The organism is Metabacillus mangrovi (assembly GCF_009711125.1).
GTDB lineage: Bacteria > Bacillota > Bacilli > Bacillales > Bacillaceae > Metabacillus_B > Metabacillus_B mangrovi.
Genome location: NZ_WMIB01000012.1, coordinates 1 through 16,800, shown reverse-complemented (window position 1 = coordinate 16,800; position 16,800 = coordinate 1). Strand labels below are relative to the sequence as shown.

Below are 16,800 nucleotides of genomic sequence, written 5' to 3'. Positions count from 1 at the left end.
TTGATCCTCCTCTGACACATTTAGGCAACCGCTTTCACAAATGGCGGTCTGCATCCGTAAATTTCCTTTTCATGTTAACACAATTGCCACGTTAATGCATGAAAGAATCGATTGATTTTAAAATTTTTCACAATTAAAGGAGGAAATAAAATGCTGAAACCAAACATCGGCATCGCGAACGCCCTGATCCGCATAACTGTGGGTCTGACGCTGACAGCAGTCGCCTCAGCTAAATTTGCCAAAAATCCACGGAGGGAATCCCTGATTCTGCTTATTCTTTTAGGAGCCATGAAAGTCGGCGAAGGGATTCTCCGTTTCTGTCCATTGACACTTATGTATGATCAGGCGAAGGAGAATCGTGAAGAGGAGAACGGCGGGGGAACTTATAATCCTTCTTGATTTTTTTGAAAGAAGAGGTTGGCGGAGTCAAATGATTTTTCATCTGCAAGAGGTGCTGGGCGGGGCTCAGTCCCGCTCCGCTTTAAAGCATCGGGGGACAGAGACTGAACACCGTCGCCCTTAAAGCCGCAGCGGTTTGCAGAGCTGGTGCCGGAGCTTTAGCGCTTTATCAGAGTGAGGGACTGACCCCTATAAAACGAGGTGATTCAAATGGGTTTTCTTGAATACATGTCCGATATGTTTTTCGTGTATGCCTCTTTAATAGGCGGCATAGTTGCCCTGGCATTTGTATTTATCAGACGGAAAAGGCGTGTCAGATAAAGAGCGTCCCACCTAAAGGGACGCTCTTTAATTTGCTAAAGAACCTGAATAATCAGCCGATATACCTAATATAATACTGGGTTTTTGGAGGTATAAAGTCGGATGTCGATCACTCAAGTCTTGCAAACGGATGCGGTATTGGCCGCTATGGAAACACACCTGGCCATGATTGAATTCAATCTGGAAAAAGAGGTGATCTGGGTAAACAGCCAATTCGCATCAGCATTGGGCTACCGCCCGGAAGAAATGACCGGAATGATGCACCAGCAGTTTTGCACCCCGGATTTTCACAACAGCCCGGAGTATGCAGCATTGTGGGCAAATTTAGAAAAAGGGCAGAAATTTCAGGAGAAAATTGAACGAGTCAGTAAAAGTGGCAGCCTGCTTTGGTTTGAAGCGACTTACATTCCTGTTGCAAATCAGGCAGGTAACATTACAGCTGTATTAAAAATCGCCACCGATATAACCGAGCATGAGAAGAAGACCGTAAGTGTCATTTCCGATTTGAAGAGCATGCCGGAAGAACTGGCCGAGCTTGTAGTCACCAATACAAAGGAAAGCATCCAGGCCGTTCAGGCCCTGCATAAGCAAACCGAATTAATCCGCCAGACCTCCAAGACGATCAGCCATATCTCCTCCCAGACGAATATGGTCGCTCTGAATGCAGCCATTGAAGCAGCACGCGTCGGGGAACATGGAAGAGGATTTAAGGTCGTCGCAGATGAAATCCGCAGATTATCCACCAATGTGGATGAAGCGATTGAAAAAGTAAACTCTAACGTGGAACACATCACAAAAGAAGCGCAAAAAGTCAGCCACATCACGAACAGCCTCCAAACCATTATCAAAGAAACACAAATTAAATTTTCCGCAACAATTAAAGAATTTGAAGGGTCGGCTAAATAAATAGAATCCTTTTTCCTCCATTTAATGGAATAGGTACTGTCAATCTGCTCAGTTTCTGTTTCATCTTTACCTGTAAATCCGGTTCATTATGTAACAAATCTATGATTCATAACAAACACATGACAAGCATTACACTTCCTGGCCCCTTCCTCACAACCTGTGAAATATCCTGATCTTTTTTCAGCCTCCTCCCGTACGCTGGGTGAATCTAAATTTTAAGGAGGAGATTTTGAATGTTTAAAACCATCGCAACAACTGGACTTGCTTTTTCACTTGCTTTAGGAGCAGCAGGCGGTGCCGCATCCGCGGAGGAGAAATCAACAGACTTGGATTTAGAGACGGTGCTGGATGCGAAATATGAGTCCAACCAGTCTTTTTCCTATTATGAGTTCAGCGATTGGGCTGAAGAAAATGACTGGAAATCCGGTGACCTGGAAGAATGGGCTGAAGAAAAAGGCATGAGCGAGGAAGAAATGCAGGATTGGATGAAGAGCATGGGCTGGACATATGAACAAAGTCAGGAGCTCGATTTAAACTTGGGAGCAAGCCTATCCTTGAGCAGCATTTTAAATGATGAAGACGAAAGTGAAGAGGATGACGATGAGGATGGCCTGCTGGGCGGAATCCTTGGCGGTATTCTGTAAAATATGAATAGGACAAGCCCCCGGGTTTCCTGGGCTTGTTTTTTTAGAAGGCTTAACCTTGTCGAATCTCCCCGAAAAATCGATATCCGCTCATTTTCGATGAAATATCAAAAAAATCGTCGATATACTGGAAAATTAGTCGATAAATTGAAATTTTCGTCGATATCCTATTTTTTTCGACGATAACCGTTCTCAGCATAGTAAAAACCCCCCTTCTACCGGGGGGTTTTTGCCTTTAACGCCTTATCTCCAATGTCTGTCCGGTAAAACACGCCGTCTCCGGCAAGAAAACGGATGGAATCGTACACTTTTTGCTGCGCTTCCGGGAGATCCCGGCCATTTGCGGAGACAGCGAGGACCCGGCCCCCGTCTGTAACGTAACGATCTCCCTCACGTTTCGTGGTGCCTGCGTGAAAAACCGCAGCATCCTTGCCGGCTTCCTCAAGCCCGTTCAGCACGGTCCCCTTTTCATACGCTTCCGGGTATCCTTCTGAAGCGAGCACCACGGCAACGGCGGCTTCCTCACTCCACTCAATTTCAAAGTCCCGGCCGTCCAGCACCGCTTCAAGCACGTCCACCAGGTCACTTTTCATCCTCGGCAGCACGGCCTGTGTTTCCGGATCACCGAAGCGCGCGTTGAATTCGATGACTTTCGGGCCGTCTGCTGTCAGCATCAGTCCGGCGTAGAGGATCCCGGTAAACGGGGTGCCTTCCTGAACGAGGCCTCCGGCTGCCGGTTCGAGAACAGACCGGACTGCATCCTGAACAGTCTTTCCCGGAATTTGCGGTACCGGGGAGTAGGCACCCATCCCGCCTGTATTTGGTCCTTGATCACCGTCAAACGCCCGTTTATGATCCTGGGCGATGACCATCGGGTACACTTTTTCTCCATTTACAAACGCCATTAACGAAAATTCTTCGCCCTCTAAAAATTCCTCGATCACGACCGATCGGCTCGCTTCACCGAATTTCTCATCCAGAAGGAAGTCCTTCAAACAATCAAGGGCTTCTTCCATGGTCATCGCAACGGTTACCCCTTTTCCGGCTGCAAGTCCGTCCGCTTTGATCACAATTGGAGCCCCGTGCTTCTCCACATATGCCTTGGCTTCTTCATAAGACGTAAACGCCGCATAACCCGCTGTCGGGATGCAGTATTTTTCCATCAGCTCTTTCGCGAACTGCTTGCTGCCTTCCACCATCGCCGCCTTGCTCGATGGGCCGAAAATCCGCAGCCCTTCTTTTTCAAAAGCTTCAGTGATTCCCGCAAGTAATGGAACCTCGGGGCCGACAACGGTCAGCCCAACACTGTTCTTTTTCGCAAAGGCAATCAATCCGTCAAAATCCAGCTCATCCAGCGGAACCCTTTCGGCACAATCGGTCATTCCATCATTCCCGGGAGCCGCAAATACCCGGTCTGCTCTTGCGGATTGTGCCAGCTTCCAGCAAATCGCATGCTCGCGGCCTCCGCGACCAATCACGAGTACGTTCATTAAGATCGATCTCCCTTCTTAATGCTTGAAATGGCGGATGCCAGTGAAGACCATTGTGATGCCGTGCTCATCTGCAGCACGGATGGATTCTTCGTCTTTGATCGAGCCTCCCGGCTGAATGATCGCTGTAACACCGGCCTTCGCTGCCGCTTCGACCGTGTCTCCCATCGGGAAAAATGCGTCGGAACCCATCGCGCTTCCCTCCGCTTTCACTCCTGCTTGTTCGATGGCGATTTTCGCTGAGCCGACACGGTTCATCTGCCCTGCACCGATTCCGACCGTCATTTCATCCTTTGCCAGGACGATCGCGTTCGATTTCACATGCTTGACGACTTTCCAGGCAAGCTTCAGGTCTTTCCACTCCTGCTCAGTCGGCTCCCGCTTCGTCGGAATGGAAACGACGGCATCTTCAAGGGTGAGCGTATCTTCATCCTGAATCAGCAAGCCCCCGGCAACAGAAACGAGCTGTTTCGCCGGTGCAGCTTTTTCCTCCCGTTCAACCGTCAGCAGGCGAATGTTTTTCTTCGCTTTAAGGATTTCAAGCGCTCCATCTGAAAAGGAAGGGGCAATTATAATCTCGAGAAAAATCTCATGCAGCATTTCAGCGGTTGCCGCATCCACTTCACGGTTCAGGGCAACAATCCCTCCGAAAATCGAGGTCGGATCGGCGTCAAAAGCGCGCTGATAAGCCTGGCTGATTGTTTCAGCGGTACCAACTCCGCATGGATTCATATGCTTCACAGCCACAGCAGCCGGTGCTTCAAACTCCCGGACGATCTGCAGGGCCGCGTCCGCGTCCTTAATGTTGTTATAGGAAAGCTCTTTTCCGTGAAGCTGTTTCGCTTCCGCAATGGAAGCTTTCCGCTTTAGCGGTGTCTGGTAGAAGACTGCCTGCTGATGCGGGTTTTCCCCATAGCGCAAGTCCTGTTTTTTCTCATATGTAACCGTCAGGGTATCCGGATTTTCTTCTCCGGCAGCCGAGGTCATGTATTCGGCGATCAATGCATCATACGCTGCGGTATGACGGAACACCTTCGCAGCGAGCCGGCGTCTGAGGTCAAGGCTCGTATCCCCGTCCTTTTCCACCTGTTCTAGAACGGTATCGTAGTCCGCAGGATCGACTACTACGGTGACATCTCCATGATTTTTTGCAGATGCACGGAGCATGCCCGGGCCGCCGATGTCAATGTTTTCAACAGCCTCAGCGAATGTAAAGTCCGGCTTTGAGATCGTTTCTTTGAACGGATAAAGATTCACGACGACGAGGTCGATAGGCTTGATGCCGTTCTCTTTCAGCTGGTTCATATGACTCTCGTTGTCTCTTACAGCAAGCAGCCCGCCGTGAATGGCAGGATGGAGGGTTTTCACACGGCCGTCCATGATTTCAGGAAATCCGGTCACCTCTGAGATTCCGGTGGCACTCACGCCTGCTTCCTGAAGCATTTTTTTTGTTCCTCCGGTCGAGATTACTTCCACCCCGAGTTCGGTCAAACGCTTTGCGAACGGGATGAGATTCTCTTTATCGGATACGCTGATCAGTGCTCGTTTGATTGTCATGATTGGTTCACCTCTGTCTGGATTTTCAGTACGTGCTGGAGAACGGCGGGGAAAAAGGCATGCTCCGCCTTATGGATGCTTTCTTTTAGCTGTTCGAGAGATTCCGGGATCACGACGGTCATCTGGTCGATGATCGGACCGGTGTCCATCCCTTCATCCACATAGTGAATGGTGATGCCCGTTTCCTGTTCACCGGATTCATAGGCACGCTCAATCGCGTCCTTCCCGGGAAACTTCGGCAAAAGAGAGGGATGGAGATTGATGATTCTAGTAGGATAGGCATCAAGGAGGACCGGGCCGATCAGCCTCATATAGCCCGCCAGGATCAGCCACTCTGCTCCATGCTGCTGAAGAGCAAGTAGAATTTCAGTTTCATAATCGGCTTTATTTTCAAAGGACTTTGGAGACAGCTCCAGAACCGGAATCCCGGCCGCCCTTGCCTTTTCCGTTACAGGCGCACCAGGCTTATCACAGACGAGCAGGACGATTTCTGCTTCCAGCTCGCCGCGTTTAGCTGCATTCGCTATGGCTTGAAAATTGCTGCCGTTGCCCGAGGCGAAAACCGCCATTTTAGGCTGGGACTTCATAGGGCAGCACCGCCAAATACAACGCCTGACCCTTCTTTTACCCGGCCGATAATAAATGCTTTTTCTCCATGCTCCTCCAAAATACGGATCGCATCAAGCATTCGTTCAGGGCTGATTGCCAGGACAAAGCCGATGCCCATGTTGAAAACATTGAACATTTCTTCCCTGTCCAGCTTCCCTTTTTCTTCGAGCAGGTCAAAGACCGGAGGAATCGGCCAGGAGCCGTAATCAATCTCTGCACCGAGTCCTGCCGGCAGCATCCGCGGGATGTTTTCGATAAAACCGCCGCCGGTGATATGGGCCATGCCATCTACTTTTACTTTCTTTACTACTTGCAAAACCGGCTTCACATAGATCCTCGTAGGCGTTAACAGTTCCCCGGCAAGGGATTGCTGCAGCGGAGAAATCTGCTGGTCCAGTTCAAAGCCGTTTTCCTCGAAAAGGATCTTCCGGACAAGAGAATAGCCGTTGCTGTGGATGCCGCTTGAAGTAAGACCGATGAGCACATGGCCGGCTCTGATTGCCTCTCCTGTCACGAGTTCATCTTTTTCCGCACCGCCGACACAAAAGCCGGCCACATCGTACTCATCCTCTTCATACAAGCCCGGCATCTCTGCTGTCTCGCCGCCGATCAGTGCACAGCCTGCTTCTTCGCAGCCGTCTGCAATGCCCTTGACGATTTGTTCAATTTTTTCCGGATCGGCTTTTCCAAGAGCTAAATAGTCGAGGAAAAAAAGCGGTTCTGCTCCTTGAGCGAGGATATCATTCACACACATCGCAACCGCGTCAATTCCAATTGTATCATGACGGTCCGCCAGAAAAGCGAGCTTCAGCTTCGTTCCGACGCCGTCTGTTCCTGAAACGAGAACCGGCTTCCGGTAATTCAGGGCTGACAGGTCAAAGACTCCGCCAAAGCCGCCGAGCAGACCGATGGCACCATTGCGCTTCGTGCGCTCAACATGTTTTTTCATCCTGGAGACGGCTTCGTAGCCTGCCTCAATGTTCACTCCTGCATCCTGATACGCTTTTGACATCGCAATTCCTCCTTAGCGGGTACCTGATTTGGCTTCTTTTTCGTGAGGCAGGACGGTATCCGCATAAATTTCCGTCGGGTAGCGGCCGGTAAAGCAGGCCATGCACTGTCCCCTTGTTTCTCCCTCATACGGCCGGCCGATGCCTTCGAGCAGGCCTTCCGGACTGATAAAGGCAATCGAATCCGCGCCGATGAGTTCCCGGATTTCTTCGGGACTGTGGGAGGAGGCGATCAGCTCCTCGTGAGTAGACGTGTCGATCCCGTAAAAACATGGATGGGCGATTGGCGGTGAACTGATCCGGACGTGCACTTCGGTCGCACCCGCTTCTTTCAGCATCTGGACAATCCGCCGGCTCGTCGTCCCGCGGACGATTGAATCATCGACCATCACGACCCGTTTCCCTTCGACGACCCCGCGGACAGCGGAAAGCTTCATTTTCACTCCCTGCTCGCGAAGCGACTGCGAAGGCTGGATAAATGTGCGTCCGACATACCGATTTTTAATAAGCCCGAGCTCATACGGGATTCCGGATGCTTCTGCATAGCCGATGGCAGCCGATATCGAAGAATCCGGCACACCAGTTACAACGTCTGCTTCCACTGCGGCTTCCTGTGCAAGCCGCTTTCCGAGATTTTTGCGGGCAGTGTGAACGTTGATTCCGTCGATGTTGCTGTCGGGTCTGGAAAAATAGATGTATTCCATGCTGCAGATCGTCCGGTTGCTTGACATCGTAAACCTCTCAGACGTCATGCCCTCATCATTGATAATGATCAGCTCGCCGGGCTGGACTTCCCTCAAATAATCCGCTCCGACAATATCAAAGGCACATGTTTCAGATGCGACCACATACGCATCGCCAAGCAGGCCGAGCGACAGCGGGCGGAGGCTGTTCGGATCAAGCGCCACCATCATTTCCGTTTCCGTCAGGATGAGAAAAGCGTAAGCGCCCTTCAGCATCGAGAGCGCATTTTTCACTTTATCCTTCAGGGAAAAATGGCCGCTCCTCTTGATGAGATGGGCGAGTACCTCCGTGTCGGAGGTCGTTTGAAAAATGCTGCCCTGGCTTTCAAGCTGATGTTTCAGGTGATTCGCGTTCACCAGGTTGCCGTTGTGGGCAAGCGCCAGACCGCCGTTTTGCGACCGGAACATAAGAGGCTGGACATTTTCAAATCCGCCGCCTCCCGCTGTCGCATAGCGGACATGGCCGATTGCGGCTTTCCCGCTCATTTCGCCAAGCTGCCCTTTATTGAACACATCGGTGATCAGCCCGAGTCCCTTTTCACAATCCATCGTCTTGCCGTCCGTCGTTACAATCCCTGCGCCTTCTTGGCCCCTGTGCTGCAAACTGTGCAGGCCATAGTACGTAATCTGGGCTGAGTCCGGGTGCCCCCAAATTCCGAATACCCCGCATTCCTCGTTTAATCCTTTGATTTCAGCAAGCATGGGATGGCTCCTCTCCAGGCGGCTTCAAGCTTCTCGATGCTTGTATCCACCCACTGTTCCCCTTGGCTTCCGCGGATGGTGAGTTTTCCATCATCTGTGACCCGGCCGATTTTAACCGAGTCGGTTATCTCTTCAAACCGTCCTTGGTGTTCAGGACGTACGGTCATCACATAACGGGATTGGGTTTCACTGAATAATGCTGTAACAGCGTCCCCTGATAGTTCAACTTCAGCTCCAAGTCCGTTCCGTGAGAACGCAGACTCGGCAAGCGCTACGGAAAGTCCGCCCTCTGCTGCGTCATGTGCAGATTGAACGAGGCCTTCGCGGATCGCTTTTGACAAACGATCCATGCGTTCTTTTTCCACAGCTAAATCTAGAGCCGGTGCTTTTCCGTATATTTCACCGTATACAAGCTTTTGCAGCTCGCTCCCGCCGAACTCGGGCTTCGTTTCGCCCATTACATATATCAAGTCGCCGGCTTCTTTAAAATGCTGCGTCGTGATGTAGTCCGTATCTTCAATCAGGCCGACCATTCCAATGACAGGTGTCGGGTAGATGGCCGTTCCGTTCGTTTCATTATAAAGGGAAACGTTGCCTCCGATGACCGGAGCATGAAGGACCCTGCACGCTTCACTCATTCCGTCTGCTGCTTTTTCCAACTGCCAGAAAATCTCCGGCTTTTCCGGATTGCCGAAATTGAGGCAGTCTGTAATCGCGAGCGGTGTTCCACCGGAGCATACGATGTTCCGGGCTGCTTCAGCCACAGCAATTTTCCCGCCTGTTTCCGGATCGAGATACAGGTAGCGGGAATTGCAGTCCGTTGTCATCGCGAGGGCTTTTTTCGTACCGCGGATGCGCAGTACGGCCGCATCCGATCCCGGCGCGACGACTGTGTTCGTGCGGACCATGTAATCATATTGATTGTAGACCCATTCCTTGCTCGCGATGGTCGGCTGCTTCAGAAGATTCACGAGCGTCTCCTCTAAATCCGCTACTTGAGGAACCGTCTCCTCCATTTGCTGAAAGGCACGGAAATAAGCAGGCTCCGCCGATGGTTTGTGATACACCGGTGCTTCCTCTGCCAGGGCATCGACTGGAATCTCGCCGACGACTTCTCCCCTATGAACGAGGCGGAGCATTTTATCATCTGTCACGGTTCCGACTGAAACAGCTTCCAGCTCATATTTCGCAAAAATCGCTTCGATTTCATGCTCGCGGCCTTTCTCGATCACAAGCAGCATCCGCTCCTGGGATTCAGAGAGCATCATTTCGTAAGGGGTCATCCCGTATTCACGCTGCGGGATCAAGTCGAGGTTCATTTCGATTCCTGATCCGGCCTTGCTCGCCATTTCAGCAGAAGAACTGGTCAGGCCAGCCGCTCCCATGTCCTGAATGCCGACAAGCGCATCGTTCTGGATCACTTCCAGGCAGGCTTCAAGGAGAAGCTTTTCCATGAACGGATCTCCGACCTGAACGGCGGGGCGCTTTTCATCGGACTTTTCATTCAGTTCTTCGGAAGCGAAGGTCGCACCATGAATGCCGTCGCGCCCTGTTTTTGCCCCAACATACATAACGGTGTTGCCAAGCCCTTTTGCCTGGCCTTTTTTTATATCCTTATGGTCAATCAGCCCGACACACATCGCATTCACAAGCGGATTCCCTTCATAGGAGTCGTCGAACTGAACTTCGCCGCCGACCGTCGGGATGCCGATGCAGTTTCCGTAGCCGGCTATTCCTGCCACTGCTTCTTCAAACAAATACTTCACACGCGGTGATTTCAGTTCACCGAATCTCAGCGAGTTCAACAGGGCGATGGGACGAGCGCCCATTGAGAAAACATCGCGGATGATGCCGCCGACACCTGTTGCAGCACCCTGGTAAGGCTCTACAGCGGTAGGATGGTTATGGCTCTCAATTTTGAAAACGACCGCCTGGTTATCGCCGATATCGACGATCCCTGCTCCTTCGCCCGGCCCCTGCAGGACGTGCTCTCCTGTAACAGGGAACTTTTTCAGCACCGGCTTGGAGTTTTTATAGCTGCAGTGCTCCGACCACATGACCGAGAAGATACCCGTTTCCGTGTAGTTGGGAAGCCTGCCGAGAATGGACTCCACCATCGCGAATTCCTCGTCGCTGATTCCCATTTGCTGATACACTTTTTCGGCTTTGATTTGTTCAGGATTTGGCTCAAGAAGTAGTGACATGTGCTTCCCTCCAGTTTTTGACGATCGATTGAAACAGCTTTAAGCCGTCAGCGCTTCCAAGCATGGAATCGACAGCGCGTTCAGGATGCGGCATCATGCCGAGGACATTTCCCCGTTCGTTTGTGATCCCTGCGATGTCTGCGAGGCTGCCGTTTGGATTTTCGCTGTATGTAAACACGATCTGGTTATTCTCGTTCAGCCTTTTCAGCGTCAGCTCATCACAGAAATAGTTTCCTTCTCCGTGGGCGATTGGGATCGAGATGATCTGGTTTTCTGCATAGGTGGATGTGAACAGGGTACCGGCATTGACCACCTTTAGAGAGGCCGGTTCACATTTGAATTTCAGCCCTTCATTCCGCTTCATAGCACCCGGAAGCAGCCCTGCTTCCAGCAGGATCTGAAATCCGTTGCAGACACCAAGCACCGGCTTTCCTTGCTCAGCTGCTTTTTTCACTTGTGCCATGACATTTGAGAAATGAGCGATGGAACCGGAGCGCAGGTAATCTCCATACGAGAATCCCCCGGGCAAAAGAATGCCGTCATAGCCGCTCAGATCATTCGCATCATGCCAGACGTACTCTGCTTCCTCTCCAAGCTCATCCTTTACTGCATGGTACATATCCACATCACAGTTGGATCCCGGAAACACGATTACTGCGAATTTCACTGGACCACGACCTCCTCTGCTTCGAACCGGTAGTCTTCAATCACGGTGTTTGCCAAAAGCTTTTCACACATTTCCCTCACTGTCTCTTCAAGCGGACGGTCTGTTTTTTCAATCATAAGCTCCATGTACTTCCCGATGCGTACATCCTGGACTTCCCTGTAGTTCATGCTGTGGAGCGCGCTCTTCACGGCGTTCCCCTGCGGATCCAGAATGCTTTCTCTTAAACTGACATATACCTTCACTTTATACATGAGCGGGTCCTCCCAATCGTTTTAAGATTTCTTCGTAGGCATTTGTCAAACTGCCCAAGTCGCGGCGGAATACATCTTTATCCAGTCTTTCTCCCGTCTCTGCATCCCAGAGGCGGCATGTATCCGGGGATATTTCATCGGCCAGCAGAATCGTTCCGTCTTTGCGGAGACCAAACTCGAGCTTAAAGTCTATTAACCTCACATTTCTTTGGGCAAAATAAGGAATGAGGATTTGGTTTACTTTGAGGGCTTTTTCTTTCAATTCAGCGGTCTGCTCCGGTGTGGCCGCGTTTAACAGGGCAATATGGCTTTCTGTGATGAGCGGGTCTCCGAGTGCATCATCTTTGTAGTAAAACTCAACAATCGGTTCCGGAATCGGCGTTCCTTCCTGAATGCCGAGACGCTTCGCCATACTTCCGGCAACGATGTTCCGCACAACGACTTCAAGCGGGATAATCGTGACTTCCTCTACAAGCTGCTCGGTTTCAGAAACTTTACGGATCAGGTGGTTCGCAATGCCGGCTTCTTTGAGCTTTTCAAAAATCAGAACAGAAATCTCGTTGTTCAGCCGCCCTTTTCCGGTAATCTCTGTTTTTTTCTCCCCGTTAAATGCTGTTGCAGCATCTTTATAGGAAACAAGCAGTTTCCCCTGACGCTCTGTTCTGTAAATGCGCTTCGCTTTTCCCTCATAAAGCAGTTCCATCTATTTCACCCTCCTGTAGTCGGAATATTGGGAATCTTAAGATTGAAAAGAGGCAAAGATTGGCTTTGCCTCTTCATTTTTTTATAAACCGAGCCTGTTAAAAATGGCATCTACGTTTTTCAAATGATAGTTATAATCAAAGCAGTCATCGATTACGGCAGGTGTTAACCGTTCCGTAACAGCCGGATCCGCTTCTACTAATGTCCGGAAATGGGTTTGCGTTTCCCATGCCTCCATTGCTTTCGGCTGCACAAGATCATATGCTGCTTCACGTGCCATGCCTGAATCAATGAGAGCAAGCAGGACGCGCTGGGAGTAGATCAGACCAAGTGTACGGTCCATGTTGCGCTTCATGTTCTCAGGGAAAACGGTCAGGTTTTTAACGAGATTACCGAAACGGTTCAGCATATAGTTCAAGGCGATCGTCGCATCCGGCAGAATAATCCGTTCAGCGGATGAATGGGAGATGTCCCGTTCATGCCAGAGCGGTACATTTTCGTAAGCGGTCATCATGTATCCGCGGATCACACGGGCAAGCCCTGTCATGTTTTCAGATCCGATCGGATTGCGTTTATGCGGCATTGCGGATGAACCCTTTTGTCCTTTAGCGAAAAATTCCTCGACCTCACGCGTTTCACTTTTTTGTAGACCACGGATCTCTACAGCAAATTTTTCAATGGACGTAGCAATGAGCGCAAGGGTGCCCATGTAATCTGCATGGCGGTCACGCTGCAATGTCTGGGTTGAAATTGGAGCCGGCTGCAGGCCAAGCTTTTCGCACACGTATTTTTCCACAAATGGATCAATGTTCGCATACGTTCCAACCGCACCGGACATTTTGCCAAATTCAATGCCTTCCGCCGACCGGTTAAAGCGCTCCAGGTTTCGCTTCATTTCCTCATACCATAAACCAAGCTTTAGGCCGAACGTAGTTGGCTCTGCATGGACACCGTGCGTGCGGCCCATCATGACCGTATATTTATGCTCGATGGCTTTGTTTTTCAGGATTTCAACAAAGCGCTCAAGATCTGCCCTCAAAATATCGTTCGCCTGCTTCAGCAGGTAAGACAGCGCTGTATCCACTACATCTGTAGACGTCAGACCGTAATGGACCCACTTGCGTTCTTCCCCAAGCGTCTCGGAAACCGCTCTTGTGAATGCAACAACATCATGTCTCGTCTCTTCTTCTATTTCTTTAATGCGGTTAATATCAAAGGATGCATTCTTACGAAGAAGCACGGTATCCTCTTTCGGAATCACTCCGAGCTCTGCCCATGCTTCACATGCAAGAATCTCCACCTCAAGCCAAGCCTGAAAACGGTTCTCCTCCGTCCAGATGGCCCCCATTTCCGGTCTTGTATAACGTTCGATCATCGTAAATCCTCCGTTCTTCTATTGACCCCACTGCTTCGATATTTTTTCCATCGTTTCTTCAATGAAGTCCGTTTTAAAGTTCACATGCCCCATTTTTCTCTTTGGCTTGTTTTCTTTTTTACCGTACAAGTATAACGCAGCTTCATCTAAAAACGAAAGATTATTTAAAACAGGCTCCATATGTTCGCCTAATACGTTTACCATCAGCCCTTTTTTTACTAAATCTGTCCTTCCGAGAGGCAAATTGCAAATGGCCCGGATGTGCTGTTCAAACTGTGACGTCTCACACAGATCCATTGTGTAATGTCCCGAATTATGCGGTCTCGGTGCAAGCTCATTGATGTAGATCTCTCCGTCTTCTGTAAGGAACATTTCAACTGCCAGCGTTCCAATCAGCTCAAAACGCTCTGCCAGCTTCAGTGCTGCTCTTCGGGCCAGTTCTTCGGTTTCTATTGAAATTCTCGCCGGTACGATGCTTTGGTGCAGGATGTTTCCGATGTGGATGTTCTCTGCGGCCGGAAACGTCATGACAGCACCGTCCGGATTCCGGGTTACAATGAGGGACAGTTCCTTTTCAAACGGTACCCATTTTTCAAGAATGCATTTCGCCTCGTTCAGCAGCTCTCGGGCCTCCTCGAAATCCTCCGGTCCTCTGATAACCGTCTGCCCTTTGCCGTCATATCCCCCTCTGCATGTCTTTAGTACGGCCGGAAAGCCGACGTCTTCCATTGCTTCTTCAAAGTCTGAGCCATCTTCAAGGATCCGGTAAGGAGCGACGTCGCATCCCGCAGCTACTATCGCTTCTTTTTCCGTTTGTCTGTCCTGTGTAACAGCGAGCAGCCTGCTCCCTTGCGGAAGGTATGCATTCTGCTCAAGCCAGGTAAGGGCATGGTAATCAATGTTCTCAAACTCGTACGTGATCACATCGCTGACAGCTGCAAGCTGCTGGATTGCAGCAAGGTCACTGTAGGCTGCCGTAATCTCCACATCAGCCACCTGTCCGCACGGACTGTTCGGTACAGGATCAAGGACCGCGATCCGGTAGCCCATGTTCCTTGCATCCAGCGCCATCATTCTGCCGAGCTGGCCCCCGCCGATGATTCCGATCGTACTGCCGGGCAAAATCTGCTTATACAAGCTGATCACTGCTTTCCAGAACCGAATTGCGGATCTCTTCCCTCCGCCTGGTAAGAGCGGCTGCAATCCGGCTATCGTGAATGGATAGAATTTGAGCCGCAAGAAGAGCAGCATTCACAGCGCCGGCTTTTCCGATGGCAACCGTTGCGACTGGAACGCCGCCAGGCATCTGGACAATTGAAAGGAGGGAATCAAGTCCGTTCAGCGCTTTAGACTGAATCGGCACCCCGATCACAGGAAGAGTCGTTTTGGATGCCACCATCCCAGGCAGATGAGCCGCACCGCCGGCCCCGGCGATGATGACCTTTAATCCACGGTCTCTCGCGATCTCTGCATAATCAAACATCAAATCCGGAGTACGGTGGGCCGAAACCACCTTCTTTTCATAGAAAATCTCAAGCTCATCCAGCACCTTGCACGCATGGGCCATCGTCTCCCAATCGGACTGGCTCCCCATAATGACTCCAACCTGCTCTATCATACCGGCTCCCCCATTCTCATAAAAAATATAGAAAAAGCCCGGCCATCCTGCTTCTATAGAGAAAGCAAGACGAACCGGGCACAGTATGTAAACATCTATGTCCGCAGCGCTACTTCCCCTCATAGTCCGGTCATTTACGGTGTCCGGGTAGAAACTTCTGGGCCATATCCCCAACTATATATGAAGGCTTCGTTGTTCAATTTTCATCCTAATCATAACAGGAGATTTTGTCACATGTCAACCGTAAATATCGAACGATACTTATGTGTCACTTATTAATGTTCGGATTTACAGCAACTTCCCTTCGAAAACCAGCTTCCGTCCTGCCGGTAAAATCTCTGTTTTTCCATTCTTTTTAACCTCTTTGAAAATAGGCTCCTCCATACGGCGGACTGGAGAGTATCCTTCCTCTTTCATGCGGTCCAGAACATCGGCAATGCTCTCATTCTCCGCAACTTCAAATTTCTTTTTTTGTGGCTTTTCCGGCATTTGATACTTCCTCTCTGGGTTGTTAGTGTTTCTTTATTATATATGGGGAGTGGGGGTGTGACAAATGGGGATGGGTGTTTTAGAGAGGGGTGGAGATGGTGGACGGGGCTGTGGTGGTGGGGACGGGGCTGGGGGTGGTGGAGATCGAGGTAGCAGCGGGGAGGGGGCGTTATGTAAACTGATAATGATTATGGATCTAGACTTTATTAATATTTGTAGACTTATCGGCCGTTTTTGGGGATTTATCGTTCGATTTTGGCTGGATATCGACGTTTCGTGCAGGTCTGCACTCCTGGTCCCGGTCTTGAGGATGAAAAATGGCTTTAAAACTTGGTTTTTGCTAGCTTCCGACTGGAATAAAGGACAGCTCCAGCAGGTTATTTGCCAAAACCTCCTACTTATTTGCAAAAAAAATTTTTTATTTGCGAAAAGAAATCTCCTGACTTATTTGCGAAAATCACTCATTTATTTGCGAAACGGCTTCAACGCTCATTTTGGGTGGATGGATTCCTTGGCCTAGTCTCAAACTCTGCCTTCGGCTGCCTCAAAAAGTGTGGAACCCCACCTTTTTCGATCAGTTTTTCAATATATTATCGAAAAGGCATCCTTTATTATCGAATTTTTTCATATATTATCGAATTTCTTTTTTTATTATCGATATTTCTAATATATTATCGAATTTCCTTATATATCACCGAAACGCTGGCCCATTGCACTACTACCAGAAGTCTGTCAAAGGGAACCAGAACCGCAGTGTATCTGCTGCACACCTTAAAAGTGCCCCCAATCCGGTGATTGTCCGCGTATCCGCCACCCCTCTCCAGTCACAAAACCCGAGCGTATCCACCGGCTTCAACTCCTGGATATGCATGCCTCCCGAAAACCGAAAAACACAAAAAAACCCGCCCTCAGCGGGCGGATCTCTTCATATGAACCTGGCGGCGTCCTACTCTCACAGGGGGAAACCCCCAACTACCATCGGCGCTGAAGAGCTTAACTTCCGTGTTCGGTATGGGAACGGGTGTGGCCTCTTCGCCATAACTGCCAGATCTTTAGAAAGATTGCTCTTTCAAAACTGGATAACGAATGTTCACGAGTGTCATGCCTTACGTT

At 50.1% G+C, this 16,800-nt stretch carries 18 protein-coding genes, 1 rRNA gene and 1 riboswitch; of the genes, 5 read left to right on the top strand and 14 right to left on the bottom strand.

What is annotated here, in order from left to right; all coding sequences use genetic code 11:
- Positions 1-150 precede the first annotated feature (150 nt).
- From GKZ89_RS12360 to GKZ89_RS12350, 4 genes are all read left to right on the top strand, one after another.
- Complete coding sequence (locus GKZ89_RS12360; RefSeq protein WP_155112717.1) at positions 151-399, top strand: YgaP family membrane protein; 249 nt, start codon at positions 151-153, stop codon at positions 397-399.
- A 210-nt stretch (positions 400-609) separates the two neighbouring features.
- Positions 610-720 (top strand): EYxxD motif small membrane protein, encoded by a 111-nt coding sequence (locus GKZ89_RS21495; RefSeq protein ID WP_338324923.1) that lies wholly within the window; start codon positions 610-612, stop codon positions 718-720.
- A 102-nt stretch (positions 721-822) separates the two neighbouring features.
- A complete protein-coding gene (locus GKZ89_RS21425; protein ID WP_155112716.1) occupies positions 823-1,626 on the top strand; it encodes a methyl-accepting chemotaxis protein in 804 nt (267 codons plus the stop codon).
- 233 nt (positions 1,627-1,859) lie between these two features.
- Positions 1,860-2,270, top strand: coding sequence for a hypothetical protein (locus GKZ89_RS12350; protein ID WP_155112715.1), 411 nt, complete (start codon positions 1,860-1,862; stop codon positions 2,268-2,270).
- A 215-nt stretch (positions 2,271-2,485) separates the two neighbouring features.
- Here the strand turns inward: GKZ89_RS12350 and purD are convergent, their stop codons facing one another.
- The 13 genes from purD to GKZ89_RS12285 all read right to left on the bottom strand — a co-directional run bounded on the left by purD (position 2,486) and on the right by GKZ89_RS12285 (position 15,687).
- Positions 2,486-3,760, bottom strand: a complete 1,275-nt coding sequence (gene purD / locus GKZ89_RS12345; RefSeq protein WP_155112714.1) for a phosphoribosylamine--glycine ligase — start codon at positions 3,758-3,760, stop codon at positions 2,486-2,488.
- A gap of 18 nt (positions 3,761-3,778) precedes the next feature.
- The gene (gene purH, locus GKZ89_RS12340) at positions 3,779-5,317 is read right to left on the bottom strand and encodes a bifunctional phosphoribosylaminoimidazolecarboxamide formyltransferase/IMP cyclohydrolase (protein WP_155112713.1); all 1,539 of its coding nucleotides are present in this window, start codon (positions 5,315-5,317) and stop codon (positions 3,779-3,781) included.
- Positions 5,314-5,904, bottom strand: coding sequence for a phosphoribosylglycinamide formyltransferase (purN, locus tag GKZ89_RS12335; RefSeq protein ID WP_155112712.1), 591 nt, complete (start codon positions 5,902-5,904; stop codon positions 5,314-5,316). Before purN ends, purH begins: the two co-directional genes overlap by 4 nt.
- Positions 5,901-6,938, bottom strand: coding sequence for a phosphoribosylformylglycinamidine cyclo-ligase (gene purM, locus GKZ89_RS12330; RefSeq protein ID WP_155112711.1), 1,038 nt, complete (start codon positions 6,936-6,938; stop codon positions 5,901-5,903). Before purM ends, purN begins: the two co-directional genes overlap by 4 nt.
- 12 nt (positions 6,939-6,950) lie before the next feature.
- Positions 6,951-8,381, bottom strand: coding sequence for an amidophosphoribosyltransferase (gene purF / locus GKZ89_RS12325; RefSeq protein ID WP_155112710.1), 1,431 nt, complete (start codon positions 8,379-8,381; stop codon positions 6,951-6,953).
- On the bottom strand, positions 8,357-10,585 hold the full coding sequence (gene purL / locus GKZ89_RS12320) for a phosphoribosylformylglycinamidine synthase subunit PurL (protein ID WP_155112709.1): 2,229 nt from the start codon (positions 10,583-10,585) through the stop codon (positions 8,357-8,359). Before purL ends, purF begins: the two co-directional genes overlap by 25 nt.
- On the bottom strand, positions 10,569-11,252 hold the full coding sequence (gene purQ / locus GKZ89_RS12315) for a phosphoribosylformylglycinamidine synthase subunit PurQ (RefSeq protein ID WP_162356802.1): 684 nt from the start codon (positions 11,250-11,252) through the stop codon (positions 10,569-10,571). Before purQ ends, purL begins: the two co-directional genes overlap by 17 nt.
- A complete protein-coding gene (gene purS, locus GKZ89_RS12310) occupies positions 11,249-11,503 on the bottom strand; it encodes a phosphoribosylformylglycinamidine synthase subunit PurS (protein ID WP_155112708.1) in 255 nt (84 codons plus the stop codon). Before purS ends, purQ begins: the two co-directional genes overlap by 4 nt.
- Entirely contained in the window at positions 11,496-12,206 is a 711-nt protein-coding gene (purC, locus tag GKZ89_RS12305) for a phosphoribosylaminoimidazolesuccinocarboxamide synthase (protein WP_155112707.1), read from the bottom strand. Before purC ends, purS begins: the two co-directional genes overlap by 8 nt.
- Before the next feature lie 81 nt (positions 12,207-12,287).
- Positions 12,288-13,580 carry an adenylosuccinate lyase gene (gene purB, locus GKZ89_RS12300; RefSeq protein WP_155112706.1) on the bottom strand — a complete coding sequence of 431 codons (1,293 nt, stop codon included), beginning with the start codon at positions 13,578-13,580 and terminating at the stop codon, positions 12,288-12,290.
- Between the two features lie 18 nt (positions 13,581-13,598).
- Positions 13,599-14,726, bottom strand: coding sequence for a 5-(carboxyamino)imidazole ribonucleotide synthase (purK, locus tag GKZ89_RS12295; RefSeq protein WP_162356800.1), 1,128 nt, complete (start codon positions 14,724-14,726; stop codon positions 13,599-13,601).
- Positions 14,710-15,198, bottom strand: a complete 489-nt coding sequence (purE, locus tag GKZ89_RS12290) for a 5-(carboxyamino)imidazole ribonucleotide mutase (RefSeq protein WP_162356798.1) — start codon at positions 15,196-15,198, stop codon at positions 14,710-14,712. Before purE ends, purK begins: the two co-directional genes overlap by 17 nt.
- Before the next feature lie 102 nt (positions 15,199-15,300).
- Positions 15,301-15,402: riboswitch (purine riboswitch) on the bottom strand.
- Positions 15,403-15,486: 84 nt separating this feature from the next.
- Complete coding sequence (locus GKZ89_RS12285; RefSeq protein WP_155112704.1) at positions 15,487-15,687, bottom strand: NETI motif-containing protein; 201 nt, start codon at positions 15,685-15,687, stop codon at positions 15,487-15,489.
- A 64-nt stretch (positions 15,688-15,751) separates the two neighbouring features.
- Here GKZ89_RS12285 and GKZ89_RS12280 point away from each other — a divergent pair, with 64 nt between their 5' ends.
- Complete coding sequence (locus tag GKZ89_RS12280; protein ID WP_155112703.1) at positions 15,752-16,207, top strand: hypothetical protein; 456 nt, start codon at positions 15,752-15,754, stop codon at positions 16,205-16,207.
- Positions 16,208-16,620: 413 nt separating this feature from the next.
- Here GKZ89_RS12280 and rrf read toward each other — a convergent pair.
- Positions 16,621-16,736 (bottom strand): 5S ribosomal RNA (gene rrf / locus GKZ89_RS12275).
- Positions 16,737-16,800: the final 64 nt, after the last annotated feature.